We start from the raw sequence: 19,604 nt of genomic DNA, 5'->3' as shown, positions 1-19,604 counted from the left end.
CGGGTCACTGCGAGGTTCGAGGTTCTGAGAAGACGAATGGCCGAGAATTCCAGCTCGTCCGGCCACCCGAGTCCACCCCCGTGGGCGACGCGCCAGCTGCGCGAGGCCGCCGAGACGTCCTACCGGTGGGCGACCCGGCGTGTGGTGGTCACCCAGCCGAGTTCGTGGGCGGGACAGGAGGATTCGGTTCCGGTCGCGGCGGATACCGATCAGCGCTCGCGTCCCGGCGTGCGGCGGGTGGGCGCCGGGCTGGTCACGCTGCCGCGGGTGAATCCGGTCGATCCCACCGCCGCGGTGCTGCGCGATCCCCAAGTTCCCGAGGACAAACGTTTCTGCTGGAAATGCCAGCAGCCGGTCGGGCGATCCGAGGAGAGCGTGGCCGAACCCACGTCGGGTTCGCGGGCGCACGATGTCTCGGCCGGGATCTGCGCGCAGTGCGGCTCCCCGTTCAACTTCCGGCCCATGCTCGAACCAGGGGAACTGGTCGCCGATCAGTACGAGGTGCGCGGCTGTCTGGCCTACGGCGGGATGGGCTGGATCTTCCTGGCCCGCGACCGCAACGTCAGCGGGCGCTGGGTGGTGTTGAAGGGATTGCAGAATCCCCTGGACATCGAGGCGCACGTGGTGGCCCTGGCCGAACGCCAATTCCTTTCGGAGATGGCGCATCCGGCGATCGTGAAGATCTACAACTTCGTCAAACATCGTGGCGCGGACGGGATTCCGTGCGGCTACATCGTGATGGAGTACGTCGGCGGGCGCTCGCTCAAGACCGAACTGGATGAGCGCGCACCGGAATTACTGCCGGTCGCCGAGGCCGTGGCCTACATGCTGGAAGTACTTCCGGCACTGGACTATCTGCATTCGTTCGGCCTGGCCTACAACGACCTCAAACCCGACAACATCATGGTCAGCGAGGACGAGGTCAAACTGATCGACCTCGGCGCGGTGGCCGCCCGCCAGTCCGGCGGCAGCCTGTACGGCACACCCGGCTATCAGGCCCCCGAGTTCACCCGCACCGGGCCCACGGTGGCCTCGGACATCTACACGGTCGGGCGCACCTTGGCCGCGCTGACCATGCGCATGCCGATCGACGCGCACGGCCACAAGCTTCCCGGAATCCCTTCGGCACAGGACGAACCCGTGCTCGCGCGCTATCCGGCATTCGCGCGGCTGGTGCACCGGGCCACCGATCCCGATCCCGCCCAGCGCTTTCCGTCCGCCTACGCGCTGTACCGGCAGCTGCTCGGCGTGCTGCGCGCGGTCCTGGCCGAGGACACCGGGCGGGAATTTCCGCAGATATCCACCGTATTCGGCGCCACGCGAGGGGATTTCGGCATCGATACGCTGATCCGGCAGACCGATACCATCGCCGACGGGGTGCCCCGCACGTCCGACCTGGACCCGGCGAAAGTGGCTGCGGCCCTTCCGGTTCCACTCATCGACGGCGAGGATCCCAGTGCGGATCTGGTCTCGCCACTGCTGCACGGCGATCCACATCAGGCGCTGGACACCCTGCGCCAGCGCCGGGAGAACATGCGCACCGGCAAGATCACCATGCCGGAAACCTTCGAACTGGAAGGCGCACTGACCGAGGTTCGCGCATATCTGGACCTGGGCGAGGTGGAGTACGCGCGGTCGAAGCTGGACGGACTGCGCTCGGGCTACCGGATCGACTGGCGCATCGAATGGTATGCCGCGGTCGCCGAACTCATCGACGCCGACTACGAAAAGGCTTATACGCGTTTCGATCTCGTCGCCGATATGCTGCCCGGCGAGGCCGCGCCGCTGCTCGCCCTGGCCGCGACCGCCGAACTGCTGCTCGAATCCGAGCCGCAGGACCCGGATCGGTGGGAGCGCGCCGCGACCGAGCACTACCGAGCGGTCTGGCGGATCAATCACGGGTTCGCCAGCGCCGCTTTCGGATTGGCTCGCTGCCTGGCCGAGGCGAATGACCACACCGCGGCCGTGGAGACCTTGCAGCAAGTGCCCGAGACCTCGCGTCATCACGATGTGGCCCGGATGACCGCCTGCCTGCTGCTGGTGACCCGTCCGGCCGACGAGCTGACCCGCGAGGACCTCGACCAGGCCGCCGCGCGCCTGCGCAACCTGCCCGATGAGCCACGCCTGCAACAGATGCGAGTGCTGGTCCTGAGCGCCGCGCTGGACTGGCTGCGCCGCGGCGCGGCTCCTCCCGACCCGGAAGCGACGATCCTGGGCCTGCACTACTCCGACGAGGCGCTGCGCGAGGGAATCGAACTGGCACTGCGTCATATCGCCCGCAGCACGCCGCGCCGCCTGCAGCGGTACGCGCTGATCGATCTGGCCAACCGGCTGCGGCCGCGATCGTGGTGGTGAGGCCCGGCCCGGTGGCGGCTACCGGCGGTTGATCTCCTCGATCCGGCGGGTCAACTCGGCCAGCCGCGCCGCGGCGTGCGAACCGTCCAGTTGCGCCTCGAACGCGGTCCGCGCCGCCCGTACCAGTTCCTCCGGGATCTGCGGATGGGCATCGGCGACCGCCCAGAGGGCGCGCTCGGTCTCGTCGTCGAGCCCGCTGCCGGTGGTCAGACCGCCGCCTGCGAGGACCGAGGCCAGCGACCGCTCGAAATTGCGGCGCTGCTCGTCGGGTGAGAGTGGTTCGCGCACAATGCCTCCGATGATGATGCTGGGTCGGCTGGTCAGCCGGCGAAGAACTGAGATCTGCGAATCGGGTTGTCGAGCACGTCACGGATCGCCAAACCCAGATCCAGGTCCGGGGCCAGGTTACGGTAGCGGACCTCCCCGATCGGAGTACCGCCGTAGGTCACCGTGAACACGCTGTGGTGCCGACCGGTGCGCGCCCAGCGCACGATCACGGCCAGGTCGTCCACATCGACCACCAGTTCGCCCAGCCGCAGCACGAGCCGGCCCCGCTCCCGGTAGAGAAGCGCGAGCCGACCCCCGATGTCACCGAATATGCCGCTCGGCACGCCGGTGAGCATCGCCGCCGCGTGCAGCGTGCCGGTGGCCGGGTCCAGCTCGGCCCACTCGCTCGAGCCGCCGAAACGCTGTAGGAACAGGGTGACCGGAGCGGGCGGCTGCGGAGGTGTGTGGCGGCCCGGGTGGCTCGATGCCCCGTTTCCGTTCGACGCGGGCGGCATCGCACCGCCCGGGGGCGGGTAGACGGGCGGGTACCCCGTGGCAGGGGAATTGTCCTGGGATACAGGCGATCCGGACCATTCCTGCGGCGGCGCGCCCGAACCCTCGTGGTATCCGAGCCACCCGGGCGTATGCCCCGGCCCCGGTGCGACGGACCTCGACCATGAGTCCAATCCGTTGTGTCCCTTCGGCATTGGCGCAATCGGGCCCTGTGGTGTATTCGGTCCCTGCCAGGGCTTTCCATCGCCCGGACCCCTCTGGTCCGGCCACCCGCCGGTCGGGCCCCACGGTGCGGGCGCGCCCCCGGCCCCATTCGGAACCTGCGGCACGGACGGGTTCCCCGGCTGGCCGTTCCACCCTGGGGCGGTGGGACTGTACTGCCCAGAACCGTCCGGAGACTGCTGCGGCCATCCCGGGACACCCGGTTGAGCGGGCAACTGCGGCACACTCGGAATTGCTGGCATCTGCTGCGGCACAGTCGGTTCGGAGTGCCCGTTGGAGTGCGTGGGGATGCTGCCGGGTGGCCAGCCGTTACCCTGGTAAGGCGGATGGTGTGCCCCGTTGTCGGGGCCGTGATCGCCATCGTGATGGTGGCCGTGATCGCCACCGGGGCCGTGGCCGTGATCGCCATTGCGGCTGTGCCCGCCATCGTGACCGTGGCCGCGACCATGATCGCCGCCGTGGCCGTGGTGGTGGCCGGGACCGCCATCGTGACCGTGATCGCCGCCGTGGCCGTGGTGGTGGTCGTGACCGGGACCGCCATCGCGACCATGCCCGTGACCATCGTCGTGACCGTGATCGCCACCATGACCGTGGTGGTGTCCGTGGCCGTGGCCGTTATCGCCATCGTGTCCGTGGCCGTTATCGCCATCGTGACCGTGGTCGTGGTGGTCGTGATAATCATCGTGGCAGTGGCCGTGGCCGTGGCCGTGACCGTGGCCGCCATCGTGGTCATGGCCGTGGCTATGGCCATGGTCGTGGCCGTCATGATGCGGCGGTTGGGGGCTACCTGGCTCCGGCGGCTGCACAGGCGGCTGCTGCACAGGCGGCGGCTGCGCGGGAGGCGGCTGAACAGGTGTCGGTTGCGCGGGTGGCGGCTGGGATGGCGGCGGTTGCGCGGGAGGCGGCTGAACAGGTGTCGGGGTGGGCAACGTGGGCTGCGCCGCTTGGAAATTCGGCCAGTTGTACTGGTACTGCGGCGGGACGTACCGCGGGACGTACAGCAGCCGACGACGCTCGGGATCGTCGTCACCATCGCCCGCACCGCCATAACCCGCACCTGGTATGGGAATCCGGCGTGGCGGTATCGGCGGCCCGTCGGAACCGTCCCCCTCCGCATCGGGCGACTCCGCTTCGTCCGTCGACGTCCCGCCCGGCTGGGACTGAGGCTTCGGTTTGGGCACGGTCCCCGCACCGGACTGCTCCCCAGACCGCGCCTGCTTGCCCGGCACCACCTCACCGGCCGCCCGCAGCTCGGCATCGGGCGACTCCCCTTCCTCCGGCTCCTGAACCGTCGGTGTCCCGCCCGGCTGGGGCTGGGGCTTCGGTTTGGGCACACTCCCCGCACCGGACTGCTCCCCGGACCGTGCCCGCTTGCCCGGCACCACCTCACCGGCCGCCCGCGGCTCGGCATCGGGCGACTCCGCTTCCTCCGGCTCCTGAACCGTCGACGTCCCGCCCGGCTGGGGCTGGGGCTGGGGCTGGGGCACAGTACCTGTAGCGGACTGTTCCGCGGGCGGTGCTTGCTTGCCGGGCACCACCTCACCGGTCGCCTGCGGCTCGGCACCAGACTCTGTTTTCTCTTGTGCCCCAGCCGATTCGAATCGCACTTCCGCCGCTGTCGGCGCTTCGAGCGGCGCGACGTGCGCCTGCCCGTTCGAATCCACTGTCAGCCGCACGAACTCCAGCGCCACGTCCGGATGTGCCAGCGCATCGGCCAGTCCGGGGACGTGCGGGAGGGCATCTCGCAGGAGTGCGCCGTGTGGCGAGCCGCTGGGACCGGCCGACCGGCGTCCGACGACGATGATCCGCGGTGGCTCGCCATCGATGACGCCGACCTGTGGGGCATGCTGCGCATCGACGCGCGCACCACGTGCGGCCAGGTAGTCCGGGCCCGCCAACCGGGTGATCGCGTCGGTGATCGCGAAGATCTTCTCGCGCAGCGTATTCCGAGTGGTAACCGCTCGCCCGTCGCCATCGGCCACGGCGGCGTTCAGAGCCGGTAGCTGCGCGGTGAGTTCGGCCCGCTGCCGGGCCAGTTGCTCCACCTCCGCCCGCGCCGCGCTCAGCTGATGGAGCACCTGCGGGCCCGGCCGGCGCGAAACCGCGACCGGCTGCCCCGCCGTGCCCGCTGCCTCTCCCGGTGACGGGGCTCGCGACGCCGAGGTCACGCCACGGCCAGATTCGATGTGCAGCAAGGGAATCGGACCGGGAGCAACGGGCGACGAACCGGCCTCCGACAGCAGCAGTTCGTACAGCACCCGCGAAGGCTCGGATGCGTCATCGCCGTTGAGCACGACGTCGAGGAAGGCGTCCGCCAGCGCCTCGCGCGGCTCCAGAATTCCGTTGCTGAAGCAGTAGTCGCTCAGCTGGCGCAGCCAGGTCAGATACTCGGCGAGGTCGACTTGCGTACGGGTCGCGGCATAGTGGGTCAGCAGTGTGCTGTCGACCAGGGCCCGCGCCCGCATGCCGCCTGCGTAGTCGAGCGCGTGGCCGAGTTCGTGCACGATCCGCGCGAACACCGGCCGCCGCGCGACACCCGCCGGGGCGAACCCGGTGCGTTCCGCGCTGTCCATGGCGGCGCGCAGTTCCTCCGGGTGCGTCGCGAAATGCCGGTTCAGCGTGATGGATTCGGCGAAGAAGGTGCCGTCGGGCCGTTTGCGCCACACGGCCTGCGCATGGTCGCGCGCCAACTCCGCGATATCGATGCGCCGCACATCGACCTGCCCGTGCCGGGAGAGCACGGCGTCGACCGCTCGCGCGTACTCCCGCAGGGTGTTCGGATCGATGTCGGCGTCGAACCCGTGCACCTCCAGGCCCGGATGGCCGCGCGCCGGATCCGGCCCGAACCGGGATTTCAGCTCGTTGACGATGCCCGCGCGATCCAGGTTCGACCACTCGTCGTCGACCGGGATCCGGTGGGCCACAGGCAAATCCGGCCGCGAGACGGACGGTACGCCGGAATTCCGGTCGTCGCCGCTCGGCTGCGCGCGATCCGGCGGCGCGGCGGCATCCTGGCCCCGCTCCGGGCCGTCGTCGCGGCCGATGAGTTTGTCGGTGGCCCGGCGGAGCGGGCCGCGCTGGTCGGGCGTCAGGGCGGTCTTGCCGTTGCGCAGCACCGCGGAGATCCGATCCACCAGGCGTCTCGGGTCACGGTCCGCCATGCCCCGCAGGTAGCGGGACACCACGTCGGACATGTCGCCGCGCGGGCCGGGAGCCGGTACCCGCCAGCCGCCGCGGCCGTCGCGCTCGAGCCACACCTCCAATTTCATTGGACCGGTCATGAATTCGTGCCGGGTGTAGAACGCCGGATCGCGCTCCGGGTGCAATTCCCGCTCGGGCAGTTGCACGTGCCGCATATGCAGGCCGCGGGCGGCATCGGCCGGATGCGGCTGCGCGAGTGCGGGATCCGACAGGGTCAGCACGTAGGCGTGGTACAGGAAATCCCCGCGGATGCCCTGGGCGAGCGGCCGCTTGTCGGTTCCGGCCAGCCACTTCGTGGCCGCGGGGGTGAACATCTCGGGACCCAGTTGTCCGAGCCACTCGTCGAAACCGATCCGGATGTCCCCGGCGTCGCGATGCCGCAGATAGTAAGCGAGCAGCTGCCCCCGATAGTCGTCCCGGTCCGGCTCCCGGTAGGGCCCCTCGGCCGCGTAGGCACTGATCGCGCGCACCTCGAGCGCACCGCCCGGGCCGGGCTCGACCACCCGATATTCCAGATCGTGCGTCCGGTCCCACAGCACCGTCGCGAGTTCCGGGTGGCGATCACCCAATTCGGCGAGCGCGTCGACATGCCCGCCCCGCCCGGCCACCACCACCAGGCGCGGCCGGGGACTGTCGGAGTCCCAGTCCGAGATCCGGGCCACCGACTCGGTGAGTCGCTCCGCGCTGCGGTGCGGGGCGACGGTCGCCACGATCCTGTCGATCACCCGCACCGCGATCGCCCGGACCGCCGCCCGGTCCGGCTCGGGCGATGGCCGCGGGGAATCGTCCGGGACCTCGAGAACCGGTCGCCCCCAACGTGATCCGTCGGTGTCACCGGCAGCGCGAACCACGTCGAAGGCGATCTCGGCCGGTCCGGCCCCGACTCGATCGATGTAGCGCCGCAATGCCTTTCGGCCCGCCTCGGCGGCGACACGTTCGGGTGCGGGGGCGTCGGCCGCGCGTTGCGCCGCGCGCGCGGCCTTCCGAAACGCCTTGTCGTAGGCGTCGGTGTAGGCGCGCTCGGCCGGGCCGACCGGAATGGGCCGGCTCGATGTGCGCAGTACGCGGAATCCCGCTATCTCCAGCTCGTATTGGCGGCTGCGCTCATCGCGCAGCTCCGGGGTGTCGGCGGACGGGTCGAACTCCACGGTGTCCGGCCCGGCCGGAATCCCGTGTGCCCGATCCCATTCGGCGCCGTAGTGGGCCCGGTAGCGCAGCCCGTCCACCGTCGGCGCGACGCCCTCCACATCGAGCAGGGCACGCACCGCCCGCACGCCCGCCCGATACGCGGCGGCTTCCAGCGACTGCTCGTCCACCGCCGAGCCGTACGCGTCCCGCGCGATGCGCAGTGCCGCCGCATGGGCCTCGATGTACTTCAGTATCAACGGATCCCGCACCCCGAACAGCTCCGGATCCGATCGGCGCGTGTTCTCGAAGGCCAGGGCGTGCGCCTCGGCCTGCCGGTCCAGCATGCGCGCGATGTATTCGTCGCGGTAGCGGGTCAACCGCGCGGGAGCTCCGTCCGAGGGGTGCAGATCGGCCTCGACCGCGGCCCGGATCAATTCCGCGCGCATCTGGGCCGGCAGCATGTCGTGGTCGAGTACGACCGTGCGGGTTGCCGGGTCGTAGCCGCCGGGCCCGCGCCGGGCGAATGCGCGGCCCAGTCCCTCGAACACGCGCAGCCGCGGCTCGGTGCTGAAACGCACCTGCACGCCGTGCAATTCGAGCGCCTCGACAGCCCACGTCTCGATCTGCGTGCCGTAGCCCCGGCGGGTCAGCCGGCTCAGCAGCGATGCCGCGTCCCGCCAGGGCGCCGGATGCGCCGGCACCGGCGGCAGATCCCCCGCCTCGTTCCGATTCGATTCGGAGTCGCCTCGCGCGGCCTCGGGGTCCGGGCGCGCGGTTGCCCGCGGCACGCCCGAGTCGTCGACGGCGACCAGGACCAGATCGCGGGGCCGCAACGGGCCGTCGGGCAGCGACTGTCCGGACCGCGCCAGCAGATCGAGCCCGATCCGGTCCGCGAGGCCCGCGGCGATCCGGTCGAACTCGGCGGCCGCCCGCTGATGACGGTGCGCCAGCTCGGCGACCAGCCAGGTGTCGGCGTGCTTGTTGTCACCGACGAAATACAGCCCGCTCCGCTCGAGCCCGACCAGATACGCCGCCCGTTCGGCGATCGTTCCGCGCACATTGAATTCCGGAATCTCGTAGCCGTGCCGGAGCCTCTCGTGCACCCGGTGGAATGCGGTCTCCAGCGCACGCACCCGCCGCTGCGCCGCCGCGTGCGCCCGCACCAGCGCTGCCAGATCTCGTGCGGATTGCGTTGTGGCCGTAATATGTTCGGGCATCTGCGCGTCCTCGGCGGGCCGCTGCGCGGCCTGCCACTGCGTCTCGGCGAAGCCGCGGCCGATCATCTCCAACCGGAAGCGGGGATCGGCCAGCAGTACGCGCAGACCGGCCTCCCGGCCGATCTCGCCGGGCGCCTGCTGCCCGTCGGTGCGCGCGGCGGCGACGGCTTCGTCGTATGCGCCGAGATAGGCCGCCCGCAGCCGCGGGGCGTATTCGGCGGTGTCGCGGCCGGGCCGGGTCAGCGGCGCGATGTCGACACCGGCGTCGCGCAGTTCCCCCAGGAACTCGGTTTCCAGCACGAACGCGCCCGCCTCGACCTGCCGGTGAACGTCCTGATGCTCATCCAGGCTCAGCCCGCGGATACGCTCCGGCAGCACCTCGACCAGTCCGGACGTGACCGCCTCGACGTGCGCCGCCATCCGCGCCACCGCCACGGCCAGCTCGATCTGATCCCGGCCTGCCGGATCGATGACGATCTCCATGGTGCGGCCGTTGAACGAGTCGGCCGGGCCGAGGTGATCCCCGGGCCCGGCGATCCGGACGGACGCACCGACGCCACGCAGGATGACGGTCAGCTTGCGACCGGTTTCGGTGTGTGACAACAACTCCCACACCTGCACCAGGTTCGGGTCCGGCAGTTCGGTGATCCAGTGCTCGGGTTGGTCGTGCTGGTCGTATGCCGCCCAGCGCGCATCCCGCACGACGACGCGCTGCGCGGCCGGTGTGCGGGCGCCCGCCCGATCGCCGTCCCGGCCGCTGGTCCCCGGCGGCGCGGCGGCGGAATCCACGCCCCGCTCCGGGTCCCCGGAATCGAGTTGGAGACCCCGCCGAACGCTGCCGGGCGTCAATCGATGCACGAGCCGGTGCATGACCCCGTGATCCTCCGAGGTCAGCGGTGCCGACCCGTTTTTCAGGAGTACCTCTATGCGTCGGGCCAGTTTTTTCTGGCTCGAATCCGACATGCCGGGCAGGTATGTGGCGAGCACGTCGGTGGGCAACCCGCCCGGACCCGGCGGCGGCATCTGCCAGCCACCGTGGCCGTCACGCTGGAGATGGATGCTGAAGTAGAAGATGCCGTCCAGCCTGATCGGATTCAGGTAGGTCTCCACGACGTCCCGCGCGGGCAGTCCGGTGATCGGCGGCAGCGCGAAGGTACGCATTTTCAGCAGTCTGGCGACATGGGCCGGATGAGTCGGGTCGAGGTCCGGATCGGCCAGGGCCTTGCGGTAACCGATATCCACGAAGTTGGGGGCCAGCTGTGGCTTGCCGCCACGCTGTTCGGAAGAGGAGCGCCTGACGTAGAACGTGTCCTCGCCCAATTGCCGTAGCCAGACATCGAATCCGATCCGAATCCGGCCCTCGGACCGGTACCGGAGATAGTGCGCCAGCATCTGGCCGAGGGACTGCTCGAGGTTGGGCATGCGGTAGATGCCCTCGGCCGTCTGAGCTTCGACCGGCTCGAGCCGCCACCCGTCGTCCGGATCGGGCCGGACCCGCCGGTAGTCGAGCACGTGCGACTCGTCCCACTGGACATCGGCCAGCTCGGGATGCCGCACGGCTAATTCGGCCAGCGCATCGAGGTGTTCACCGGCGGCGGCCACCACGATCAGGCGCGGGCGACGGCCGTCGACGCCGGGTATCCGCGCGATCTGCTCGGTCAGCCGTTCACCGCCGGGGTGCTCGGCCAGTTCCGCGTCGATCAACCTGTCGGCCACTGCGGCGGACTCCGTCGGCACCGGATCCGCTTGCGCGACAGCAGATTCGAGGACCGGCGCGTCCGACTCCTCGTCGCGGCGGGGCACGGACCAGCGCCAGCCCAACCCGTCGCCGTCGGCGCGCACGACATCGAACAGGATCTCGGCGCGTTCCGGGCCCTCCTGATCGATGTGACGGCGCAGCGCGGCGCGGCCCGCCGCGTAGGCCACCCGCTCCGGCGGGGGTGCGTCGGCCGACCGCCGCGCTGCCCGCTCGGCCTTGCGGTATGCCTTGTCGTAGGCATCACGATAGGCCCGTTCGGCCGGACCGACGGGAACCCGCCGGCCGGTTTCGCGCAACGTGTCCAGCTGCTCGATCTCGAAGGCGTACTCGCGGCTGAGATGATCGCGCCGTTGCGGGGTGTCCGCGGGCGGGCGGGCGTCGACGGGGTCGTCGGTAGCCATGATGCCGTGCGCCCGATCCCATTCGGCGGCGTAACTCTGCGCGTAGTACGGCCGGGGGCCGCCCGCCCGCTGGCCGGTCTCGCCCAGGCGAGCACGCACCGCTCGCACACCGGCGCGATGGGCGGCAGCGGCCTGCGCCGACCGTGTCACATGACTGAGGTCGTACTCCCGCATGGCGATCCGCAGCGCGCGGGTGTACGCCTGGTAGTAGGCCTGCTCCAGCGGCCCGTATTCGACGGCGACTTCGGCACGCACCGAACGGATCCGGTTGTTCAGGAAGACCGTGGCCTGACGCCGGGCACGATCGTAGGTCAGGGCGAGCGCCTCGGACTCACGGTCCAGCATGCGCCGGACGAAGTCCTCGCGCGAGAGGGTCAACCGCTCCGGCGGCTCGCCGGGGCCTGGCAACAACTCGATGAACGCCGCCGCCCGGACGAGTTCCTGGGAGCGGGCGTGCCGGGACGTTCCGTGATCGAGGACCACGGTCCGCGTCGCGGGATCGTAACCGATTGTCCCGGGGTCGGATTCGGTACTGAACCGCACTCCGATCCCGTGCCGCCGCAGGACGGCCCGCGCCCAGGAGGAGATGTCCCACGACCACCCGGTGTCCGTCCAGCTCCGGATTTCCTCCCCGTCCTTCTCGATGTCGGACCGATCCGGCGCGACCTGCGAATCATCCTGCGTCCCAAGAAGTGCGCCGTCATTCGGCGACGGTTCCGGCGCGTCGGCCGACTCGTCCGGCCGGGCCGCCCGATCCACCCGGACCACGCCGGACTCGTCGACGACCACGCGTCGGCGGCCACTCGCCGACGCCACGGCGTCTCCCGTGGGCGCCGCCGAGTCCTGCTCGACCTGGTGCTCGATCGCGTCACTCAGCCGGTCCAGCTGGGCACGAACCTGCGCCTGCCGCTCGATCAGATCACCGAGCAGCCACAGATCGGCCCGGATGTGCGCCGCGGCATGGACCACAGGTTCGGCCGCGGCCGAGATCTCGGCCCTGCCACGGATCTTCGCACCGACCCGGGCTCGCGCGGCCCGCGCGAGCGCGTCCTGGAGCTGCCCGGCTCGGGTGGCGGGGACCGCCGCATCGGGGATGTGCAGCGCCGCCCGCAATCGCGCGTAGGCGCGGGTGAGCGCCGCCTCCAGGTATTGCGAACCGCGGTCCGCAGCGGCCCGCTCGCGCACGAGTTCGGCGAGGCGCCGCGCGGATTCCGTTGTGGCCGGGGCATGTTCGGGCAACGCCGTCGCGTCGGGCAGCCCAGCGGCCGCGGCCCACTCCCGCCCTGCCGCCTCGATCGCTTCCGTCGGCGCGAACTCCGGTTCCGCCAGCAGCGCGGCCACGCCCGCCGCGCGGCCGATCTCACGCAGGCGCGCCTCGGGCAGCTCCGGTTCCGCCTGCCGGGCCGCGTCGACGGCGGCATCGTGAGCGGCCAGGTACCGCGCTCGCAGCGCCGCATTGTGCACGCGGTCGATGTAGTCCTGGTGCGCGAGCGAATCGACGTCGTATCCGGCTCGGGCCAGTTCGCGGTAGAACTCGGCCTCGCGGCCGAACGCGACCGCCGCCACCCGCACATGCGCGCCGATGTGAGTTGCCTTGTCCAACAATCGGATTCGCGCCGGATTCACTTCGACCGCCCCGGAAACGACCGCCTCCGTCCACGCAGCGGCCCGCACCACCGCCGCGGCCTGCGCAGGCTGGCTGCGCTCGCTGGTGTCGACGCCGATGTCCATGGTGCGGCCCGCGAAGGAGTCGCCCGCGCCCGGGCTGCTACCGCCGTCACGGAATCGAACCGACGCTCCCGCGGCACGCAGGATGTCGGCGGCCCATTGGCCGGTATCGGTGTGCGCCAGCACTTCCCACACCGGGATCGCATCGGGGTCGGGTGGCAGCAACAGCCAGTCGTCGGGTGTGGCCGCACCGCCGTACGCCAGGTTCCGCAGCGAATCCAGCGCCTGGCGCACTTGCTCGGACGTGCGGGACGCGCCATCGGCCGGTTCGCCGTCGCGGGCCTGCGGCGGGTCGGCCGCCACGTCCACACCCCAGGTTCCGTCGCCGGAGTCGGAGTCGGGGCCCCGAACCGGCTCGTCCGGCGCGCCGACGCCATCCGGCCCGGACAGGTCCAGGCCCAGTGCCTGTGCCTCGGCGCGCAATCTCTCCTGCGCCGACACCGCCTCCCAGTAGTCGTTGGTGGTCTTGACCACGGCCTGCGTGATCGGGCCGTTGACCGCAACCTGCTCGCGCAGCTCCCGGTGACGCTCGACGTCGCCGGCCTCGCGCGCCGCCTTGACCTCGGCCCGCAGCCGCTCCCAGTCGGCGCCAACCTCCCGCACGGCCGCGCGGGCCAGGTCGTTGCCGGTCAGCGTGGGGTCCACGCCGATCGCCCGGCTGACCAGACGCAACAGGTCGTGCGCGGTGCGCTCGGCGTCCTGGGCCGCGGCGAGCTGCTGTTCATAGGCCGACAGCGGCACGGCCGATACCGCGGCCCGCGGCTCGCCGGACTGCTCGGCCGTCCGCACCACGGTGGCCCGCACCCGGACCTGCCCGTCCTGCTCGTGCACCGCGTCCACCCGGACGCGCAGCCCGCGGCCCAGCAGCAGCCTGGGCGAATCCAGCCGCCCGGTCCGAGACAGGTCCGCGCCGCCGACGAACAGCGCCGGTGTGCCCTCCGGAACCGTGAGCTCGAGGTGGTAGTTCGACTCCGGGCGGACCGACACCCTCCCCAGGAAGCCCTGCAGGTATCCGGGCACCTCGTGCACGGATCCCGTTGCGGCCGAACCGAAAAGCCCGTGTTCGCCCTCGAAGCTGATCAGCGCCCGGTGCGGCAGTGGGGCTCGCGCCAGCACCTCGTCCAGCACGGCGGCCGCCTCGGGCGACAGCCCGGCGCCTCTGCCCGCCAGGAACTCACCCAGCACCCGGCGCTCGTCGGCGGTCAACCCGTCCAGCACCGGGCCCCACACCCGATGACTGAAGCGCAGCCGCTCCGCGACCGGCCCCGAAGACCGCGGCTCGATCGCCTGCGGGGCGCCGCCACCCGGCGGCCGGGTACCGGATTGCACTGGGGACGAACCGGATTCGGGTCCCTCGTCGCCGCCGCCCTCGGCAAGCCCGGCGGCGGCCTCGGCGGCCGACAGCTCCGCGTCACGCGACTTCGCCTGCCGCAGTTCCCCGGCCAGCTCGGTGACCCGGGCATCGGCGCGATGATATGCCCGCACGGCGTCTTCCAGCCGCGACACCCGCTCGGCGTATTCGAGCCCCTCGGCCGCGGGCAACGTGCGCGCCCGCAACTCCTCGAATACGCGCCGCCGCACGGGTTCCTGTTTCAGGTCGTCGTGCAGCACCTCCTCTACAGTTACCCGGACGCCTTCCAGGCGCGCGATCATGTCGGACCTGGCGGCCTCGCGGTCTCGGATGAAGCGGCCCACTTCGTCTGTCAGCCAAGTGATCTCGGCACGCCGGGCGGCCGGGGCGCGCACCGCGTCGCCCGGTTCGGCGGCGGCGCGGCCCGCGGGCACCCGCTCGGACAGATCGGCGGCCAGGGCATCGAGGCGGTGGAATTCCTCGGCGGCATTGTGCAGCGCGGTCACGCGAGCCTGGTACGCATCGGTCTCGGGGCCGACGACGCGCTGGCGGTTACGGGCCTCGGCCAGCAGATCTTCCAGCGCCATAGGGCGTTTCATGTCGTCCGACAGCAGTTCGGCGATATCGACCGGCAGGCCCTTCGCCCGGTTCAGAACCTCCTGCCGGGCCTTGGTCCGCTGCCTGTCGGCCTGCGCCCAATCCAGCAGCGCCCGCTCCCGCGCGGCCTCCCGCTCCGCACGAGCCGCCTCGGCCGGATCGGTGAACGCGTCCAATTGTCGCGTCACTTGCGCGTGCAACTGCTCGGTGAGACCGTCCGCGGCCGACGCGCCGACGTAATGCAACAGCGCGGCCCACCGCTCGCGCTCCTCCGGAGTGTTCGCGGCGGTGTAGTTCTCGACCGTGCCGGCGCGGATCGCCAGTGCCAGAGCGGGATCCGCGTCCAACGCGGGTATCGGTCCGTCGCCGAGCAACACCTGGATCGCCAGCGCGCGCAGGGCCTCGACCGGATCCTGCGGCAACGCCGGAAAACGTTCGCGCAGACCGGTTTCGGCGAGTATCCGGGCGGCACGCCGGGCCGCGGGCGGCAGCCAGTCCTGCTCGTCCGACTGCGGTTCCACCGCGTAGGGCAACGCCGCCACCGGCAGCGTGCGGTCGCTGAGCAGCGGAATCCGCCTTCCGGTGAACGGGAAGGTTCGCCGCCGCAACGGGCGTTCGGCGGGAAGGTCCTCCGGGTAGAACAGCCGGCCGCGCCGACGCACGAGCTGACCGCTCAATCGGCGGCGGTTGGTGTCCCAGTCGTGGCCCAGACTCTCGGCGTGCTGGTCTGCCTCATGCCAGGTGGCGTTGGGGTGCGTGCGTAGGTAATTCGCCTCGGCATGGGCGTCCTCGAGCAGCAGCAGATCCTCCGGGTAGGGCCGGGTTCTACCGTCGAGGTCGCCGATCCCGGTCAGCCGCAACCACGCATCCGCCACATGCGGCAGCCGGTCGTAGGGCTTCTCGATCAGCCTGCCCTCGGGGCTCGCGGGATCCTGCACCCGCATCTTGTTGATCATCAGGTGCCGCTTGATCAGCAGGATCTCGGCGGCGAGCTGCGCACGCGAGATGGCCGTACCGTCCGGGCGGCGCACGAAACCGAGCAGATCGGCGTAGACCGAACCGCCGTCGCCGCTGCGCAGCAGTGGGTCGCGCGGCGCGGTCAGCTGGTCCACGATCCGCTGCACATCCGAATCCGCTGTGTCGTCGGCGAACCCGCCGATGACACGATCCGCCCAGGCCTGCACCTGCGCCCAGCGAGCAACGTCACGCTCCCAGAACCGCGCCCCCACCGGGTCGAGCTCGCTGTGCGGTCCGTGCTCGGCCTCGGTCCAGCTCACATGCGGCGGTTGCAGATCCAGCCGCGGCGCCTTCCAGCCCTTGTAGCCCCGGTAGCTGCGGACGATCGGGATCTTGCGCAGGATCGGGTGATCCGGGTCGAACGCCCCGTCCGGCAGCCAATACCGATTGCGCCGACGGCTACCGAGTTCCGGATTCTTGTGGAAGTGCTTGATGATCCAGGGCAGCTTGCGCACGCCCTCGCCGATCTGGATCCACCGCTTGCCGACGTTGTAGAGCGCGTCGTGCAGGGGCAGATCGTGGTGCTCCTCCTCGTTCCAGCCGGGCGGCGGCTCTATTCCGGGCCCCGGCCCCTGCAACCAGAAGGCCTCGGCGCGACCGTCCGGGCTCAGGCTCTCCAATTCTTCGTAGCTCATCTGCGGCCAGTAGCCGTAGATCTCGTGGATCAGCCACGGCTCCACCATGTTCTGGAATGGTTCGACGGCGACCGCGCCGCTGAACCCGTCGGGCATCTTCTCGTCGTACTGGCGCGCGCGCAGGCCCGGGCGGTCCTCGCCGCCGAACGGAGCCCAGCCCTTGGGCGGCAGTCGCCAGCCGTCCATACTCGGTTGCCAGATCTTGTTCAGTTTGGTGCCGGGCTTGATCCTCGGCTGGTACGCGCGAAAGCCGCGGGCCTCCCCCTCGCGAGTGCTGTGCCATGCGCCCGCGGCATCCCGCCAGCGCGCCAGGGTGCGGGGCGGCGACGGGTGGCGGGTCAGCATCTCCAATTCGGCCGCGGCCCGATCATGCTCCGGCCGACGCCACCGGGTCTCCGAGCCGGTCGGAATGCCGGTGGCTTCGTTGATGATTCGCCGCCAGGCGACGGGATCGGTCACCGGCATGGCCCGGCGGTCCGGATTCCGCGGGCCCATCGTGTCGCGCAGCACCTGGGGCGAGGCGAGGCGGGTGGTCGTGGTCCGGAGTTCGGCATCGGCGACTACCCGCAGGTAGTCGACCTCGGTACCCGGCCGCTCCAGTAACCGGGCCAGGTAGTGGTGGTGGGCCAGCATATCGGCCAGAACGGTGTCGTGCGCGGCGCCGTCGAGGCTGCCCTGCTCCGCGCGACCGGTGACGACGATAATCCGGCCGCCGCGGAAAACGCCGCTCGCGTCGAGCACGCCCCGGTCGACCCACACGTTGGCGCTGACGCGCCACAGCCGTTCGCCCTTTTCGTCCGGCGCGACGTCGACCGCCAGCCAATGCGCTCGCACCGCATCACGCCACGCGCCGGAGGCGGAGGCGCGCTGATCATTGAGCCGGTCGATCTCGGCATCGGCCCGGGCCACCGCCTCCCGCGCCCGCTCGAGCTCCCGCGACCGCTGCGGGTCGTCGGCGGCGGGATCGCCATTGCGCCGCGCCTCGATCCGACGGGCCTCCAGCTCGTCGAGTGACCGGCGTAGCGGCTTGGCGGCATCGACTGCGGCCTTGTGCCGATCGGCGAGCTTGCCCTGCAGGCCATCGGCCGCTTCGATCTGCGCCGGATCGTATGCGGCGCCGTGGCGCACCAGTTCGGCGATATCCTCGTCGATCTGCTGGATCTGGTCGGTCAGCTCGTAGTAGTTGTTCGCGGCCTCGCCCAGCTTGGCGACCGGATCCCTGCGCTGGGCCAGTTCGGCGGGGCCGAGGTCCTCGCGCTCGCCTGGCGAAACATAGTCCAGCCCTTGGTATTCGGGGGTGTATCCGGTCGTCTCGCCGCCCAGCCGGCGCACCGTCTCCGCCCAAGCGCCCCGCGAGATGTTGGCGCCGGGAAACTTTTCGGCCCTGCCCTCCAGCTTGTTTCGCCAGCGCTCCTGGTCGGCAACCTTCGCCGTGCGCCGGCGGACCAGCCGATTGAGCTTGCGCTGGGCTGATTCGGGGGTGAGTGTGGCGGTCGCCTCCGCCGGTTCCTCGACTGGGGCGTCCGGAGCGTCGGGAGGTCCCAGAGCCGATGTTTCGGCAGTCCGCGTCGCCCCCTGCGTGCGGGCCGGCTCCGTGGCGAGTTCGGCGGGATCGCCTTCCGGTTCCCGCAATTCGCGGATCCACACCCGGCCCCGCGCATCCACGCGCACCTGCTGGAAGACGAACTCGCCGGTGCCCACCAGCAGTCGCCGAGTAGCCGGGTCCAGGATGTGATCCGGATGCGCCGCCGGCGACACCGCGATCAACCGGTTGGCGCCGTCCGCCGCGGTGATCAGCCGGGCCACCTCCTGCCCGGGGTGTGCCGGGCGCCCGTCCCGGCCGATCGGCACACCCCCTTGCGCGGCAAGTACATTCCGTGCGGCCAGCACCGCGGTGTCGGCGGCCTTCAGGTCCCGTGGCCGGACATAGGTGTTGTCATGGGTGGCCAGATTCAACAACAGGCTGTCACCGGAGTCCTGAGCCCACAGCGCCTCGTCCGCCAGGCGGTTGCGTTCGGCCGCCAGTCCCGGCCGGTCGGCGAGCGGCACATCGTCGGTCCGGTTCCAGGCTTCGTCGGCGCGGGCGCGGTATTCGGCAACCGTCGCCCGCACGGCGGTTTCGAGCTCATGTGGACTCAGCTGCCAGGCCGTCTCGATGCCCAACGCCTCTGCGCGGCGCACCAACTCGGCGTAGTTCTTGTCCGCCGCACTGGTCAGCCGGCGGATGTCGTAGGCGAGCTGGCGCAGGTTCCGCCGGAACTTGCCCTTCTCCGGCACGAACCGCCGTTCCTCGCCCTGCGGGGTCCAGTCACCGGGCCGTGCGGCGGGGCCGAGCCGCTCGACCGGCTCCGCCGGCGGACGGTGCTCACCGACCCAGATACGGCCGTGCTCGTCGATCTGAACGCGGTAGTACACCGCGTCGTCGAAACCTTGCGCGGCCAGTCGCCGGCGCCGCAGGGCGGGCAGATGCCTCTCGGGATCGTCGGTCGCGCCGACGCCGACGTACCGGCCGCGTCCGCCCGCCGCACCCGCGACGGTGAGGGCGTGCCCGTTGCCATGGCGCACATGGGTATTCGTGGTGCCGATGACTCGCGGAGTTCTGTCGGACAGGCCGGTCCGGTGATACAGGACCTCGTGTTCGGCGGCGGCCTGCGCCTCCGCACGGCGCATCGACTCGTTGGCCGCAGCCACCCGGTACCGGTCGAGTTCCGCGAGCACCGGTGCGCCCTGCTCCCGGGCGGCCGCTGTGCGCCGGCCGATCGCCACCCGCAACCGCCGCTCCACCTCGGCATCGCTGCGGCCCGCCGGATCGATGCCGTATTCGGCCGCCAATTCGCGCAGGCGGGCGGTAGCGAGCTCCCGACCAGCCGCTGCGCGCCGACCGATGGCCGCGCGAACCTCCCGCTCCACTTCGGCATCGCTCCGGTCCACCGGATCGATGCCGTACTCTTCCGCCAGTTCGTGCAGCCGCTCGTTGCTGATCCGAGCTGTGCCCCCCTGCAGGAGATCGGCGCCGTGCAGGCTCTGGCGACGCATGCCGGACAGTTCCCTGACCGCCTTCAGGCCCTGCTCCTCGACCGCGCCGATCCGATCGCGGATCGCCTGCTCGACCGTATGGTCGTTGACCGTCACTCCCAGGCCCCGCGCCCGCCGTTCGAGCCCCGGCAACGGCACGCTGTCCGGCTCGGAAGCCAGCGCGCGCAGCTGCGGTAC

Annotated in this window: 3 protein-coding genes; 1 reads left to right on the top strand and 2 read right to left on the bottom strand. The window is 71.0% G+C overall.

Annotated features, from left to right (window positions below; translation table 11 throughout):
* Nucleotides 1–36: 36 nt before the first annotated feature.
* Nucleotides 37–2,355, top strand: coding sequence for a serine/threonine-protein kinase (locus tag NM2_RS43115; protein ID WP_067682609.1), 2,319 nt, complete (start codon nt 37–39; stop codon nt 2,353–2,355).
* An 18-nt stretch (nt 2,356–2,373) separates the two neighbouring features.
* Here NM2_RS43115 and NM2_RS49880 read toward each other — a convergent pair whose 3' ends face one another.
* Together NM2_RS49880 and NM2_RS50525 are read right to left on the bottom strand one after the other, a co-directional pair.
* On the bottom strand, nt 2,374–2,643 hold the full coding sequence (locus NM2_RS49880; RefSeq protein WP_245718520.1) for a hypothetical protein: 270 nt from the start codon (nt 2,641–2,643) through the stop codon (nt 2,374–2,376).
* 32 nt (nt 2,644–2,675) lie between these two features.
* Nucleotides 2,676–19,523: a hypothetical protein gene (locus NM2_RS50525; protein WP_218026108.1), complete on the bottom strand. Its 16,848-nt coding sequence runs from the start codon at nt 19,521–19,523 to the stop codon at nt 2,676–2,678.
* Nucleotides 19,524–19,604 lie beyond the last annotated feature (81 nt).

The organism is Nocardia miyunensis NBRC 108239, from assembly GCF_001613065.1.
In the GTDB taxonomy this organism is placed as follows: Bacteria; Actinomycetota; Actinomycetes; order Mycobacteriales; family Mycobacteriaceae; genus Nocardia; species Nocardia miyunensis.
This window is presented reverse-complemented; position numbering and strand designations above follow the sequence as displayed.

Coding starts and splice junctions, on each gene's coding strand:
- NM2_RS43115 (WP_067682609.1), top strand. CDS start 37: ATGGCCGAGAATTCCAGCTCGTCCGGCCACCCGAGTCCACCCCCGTGG.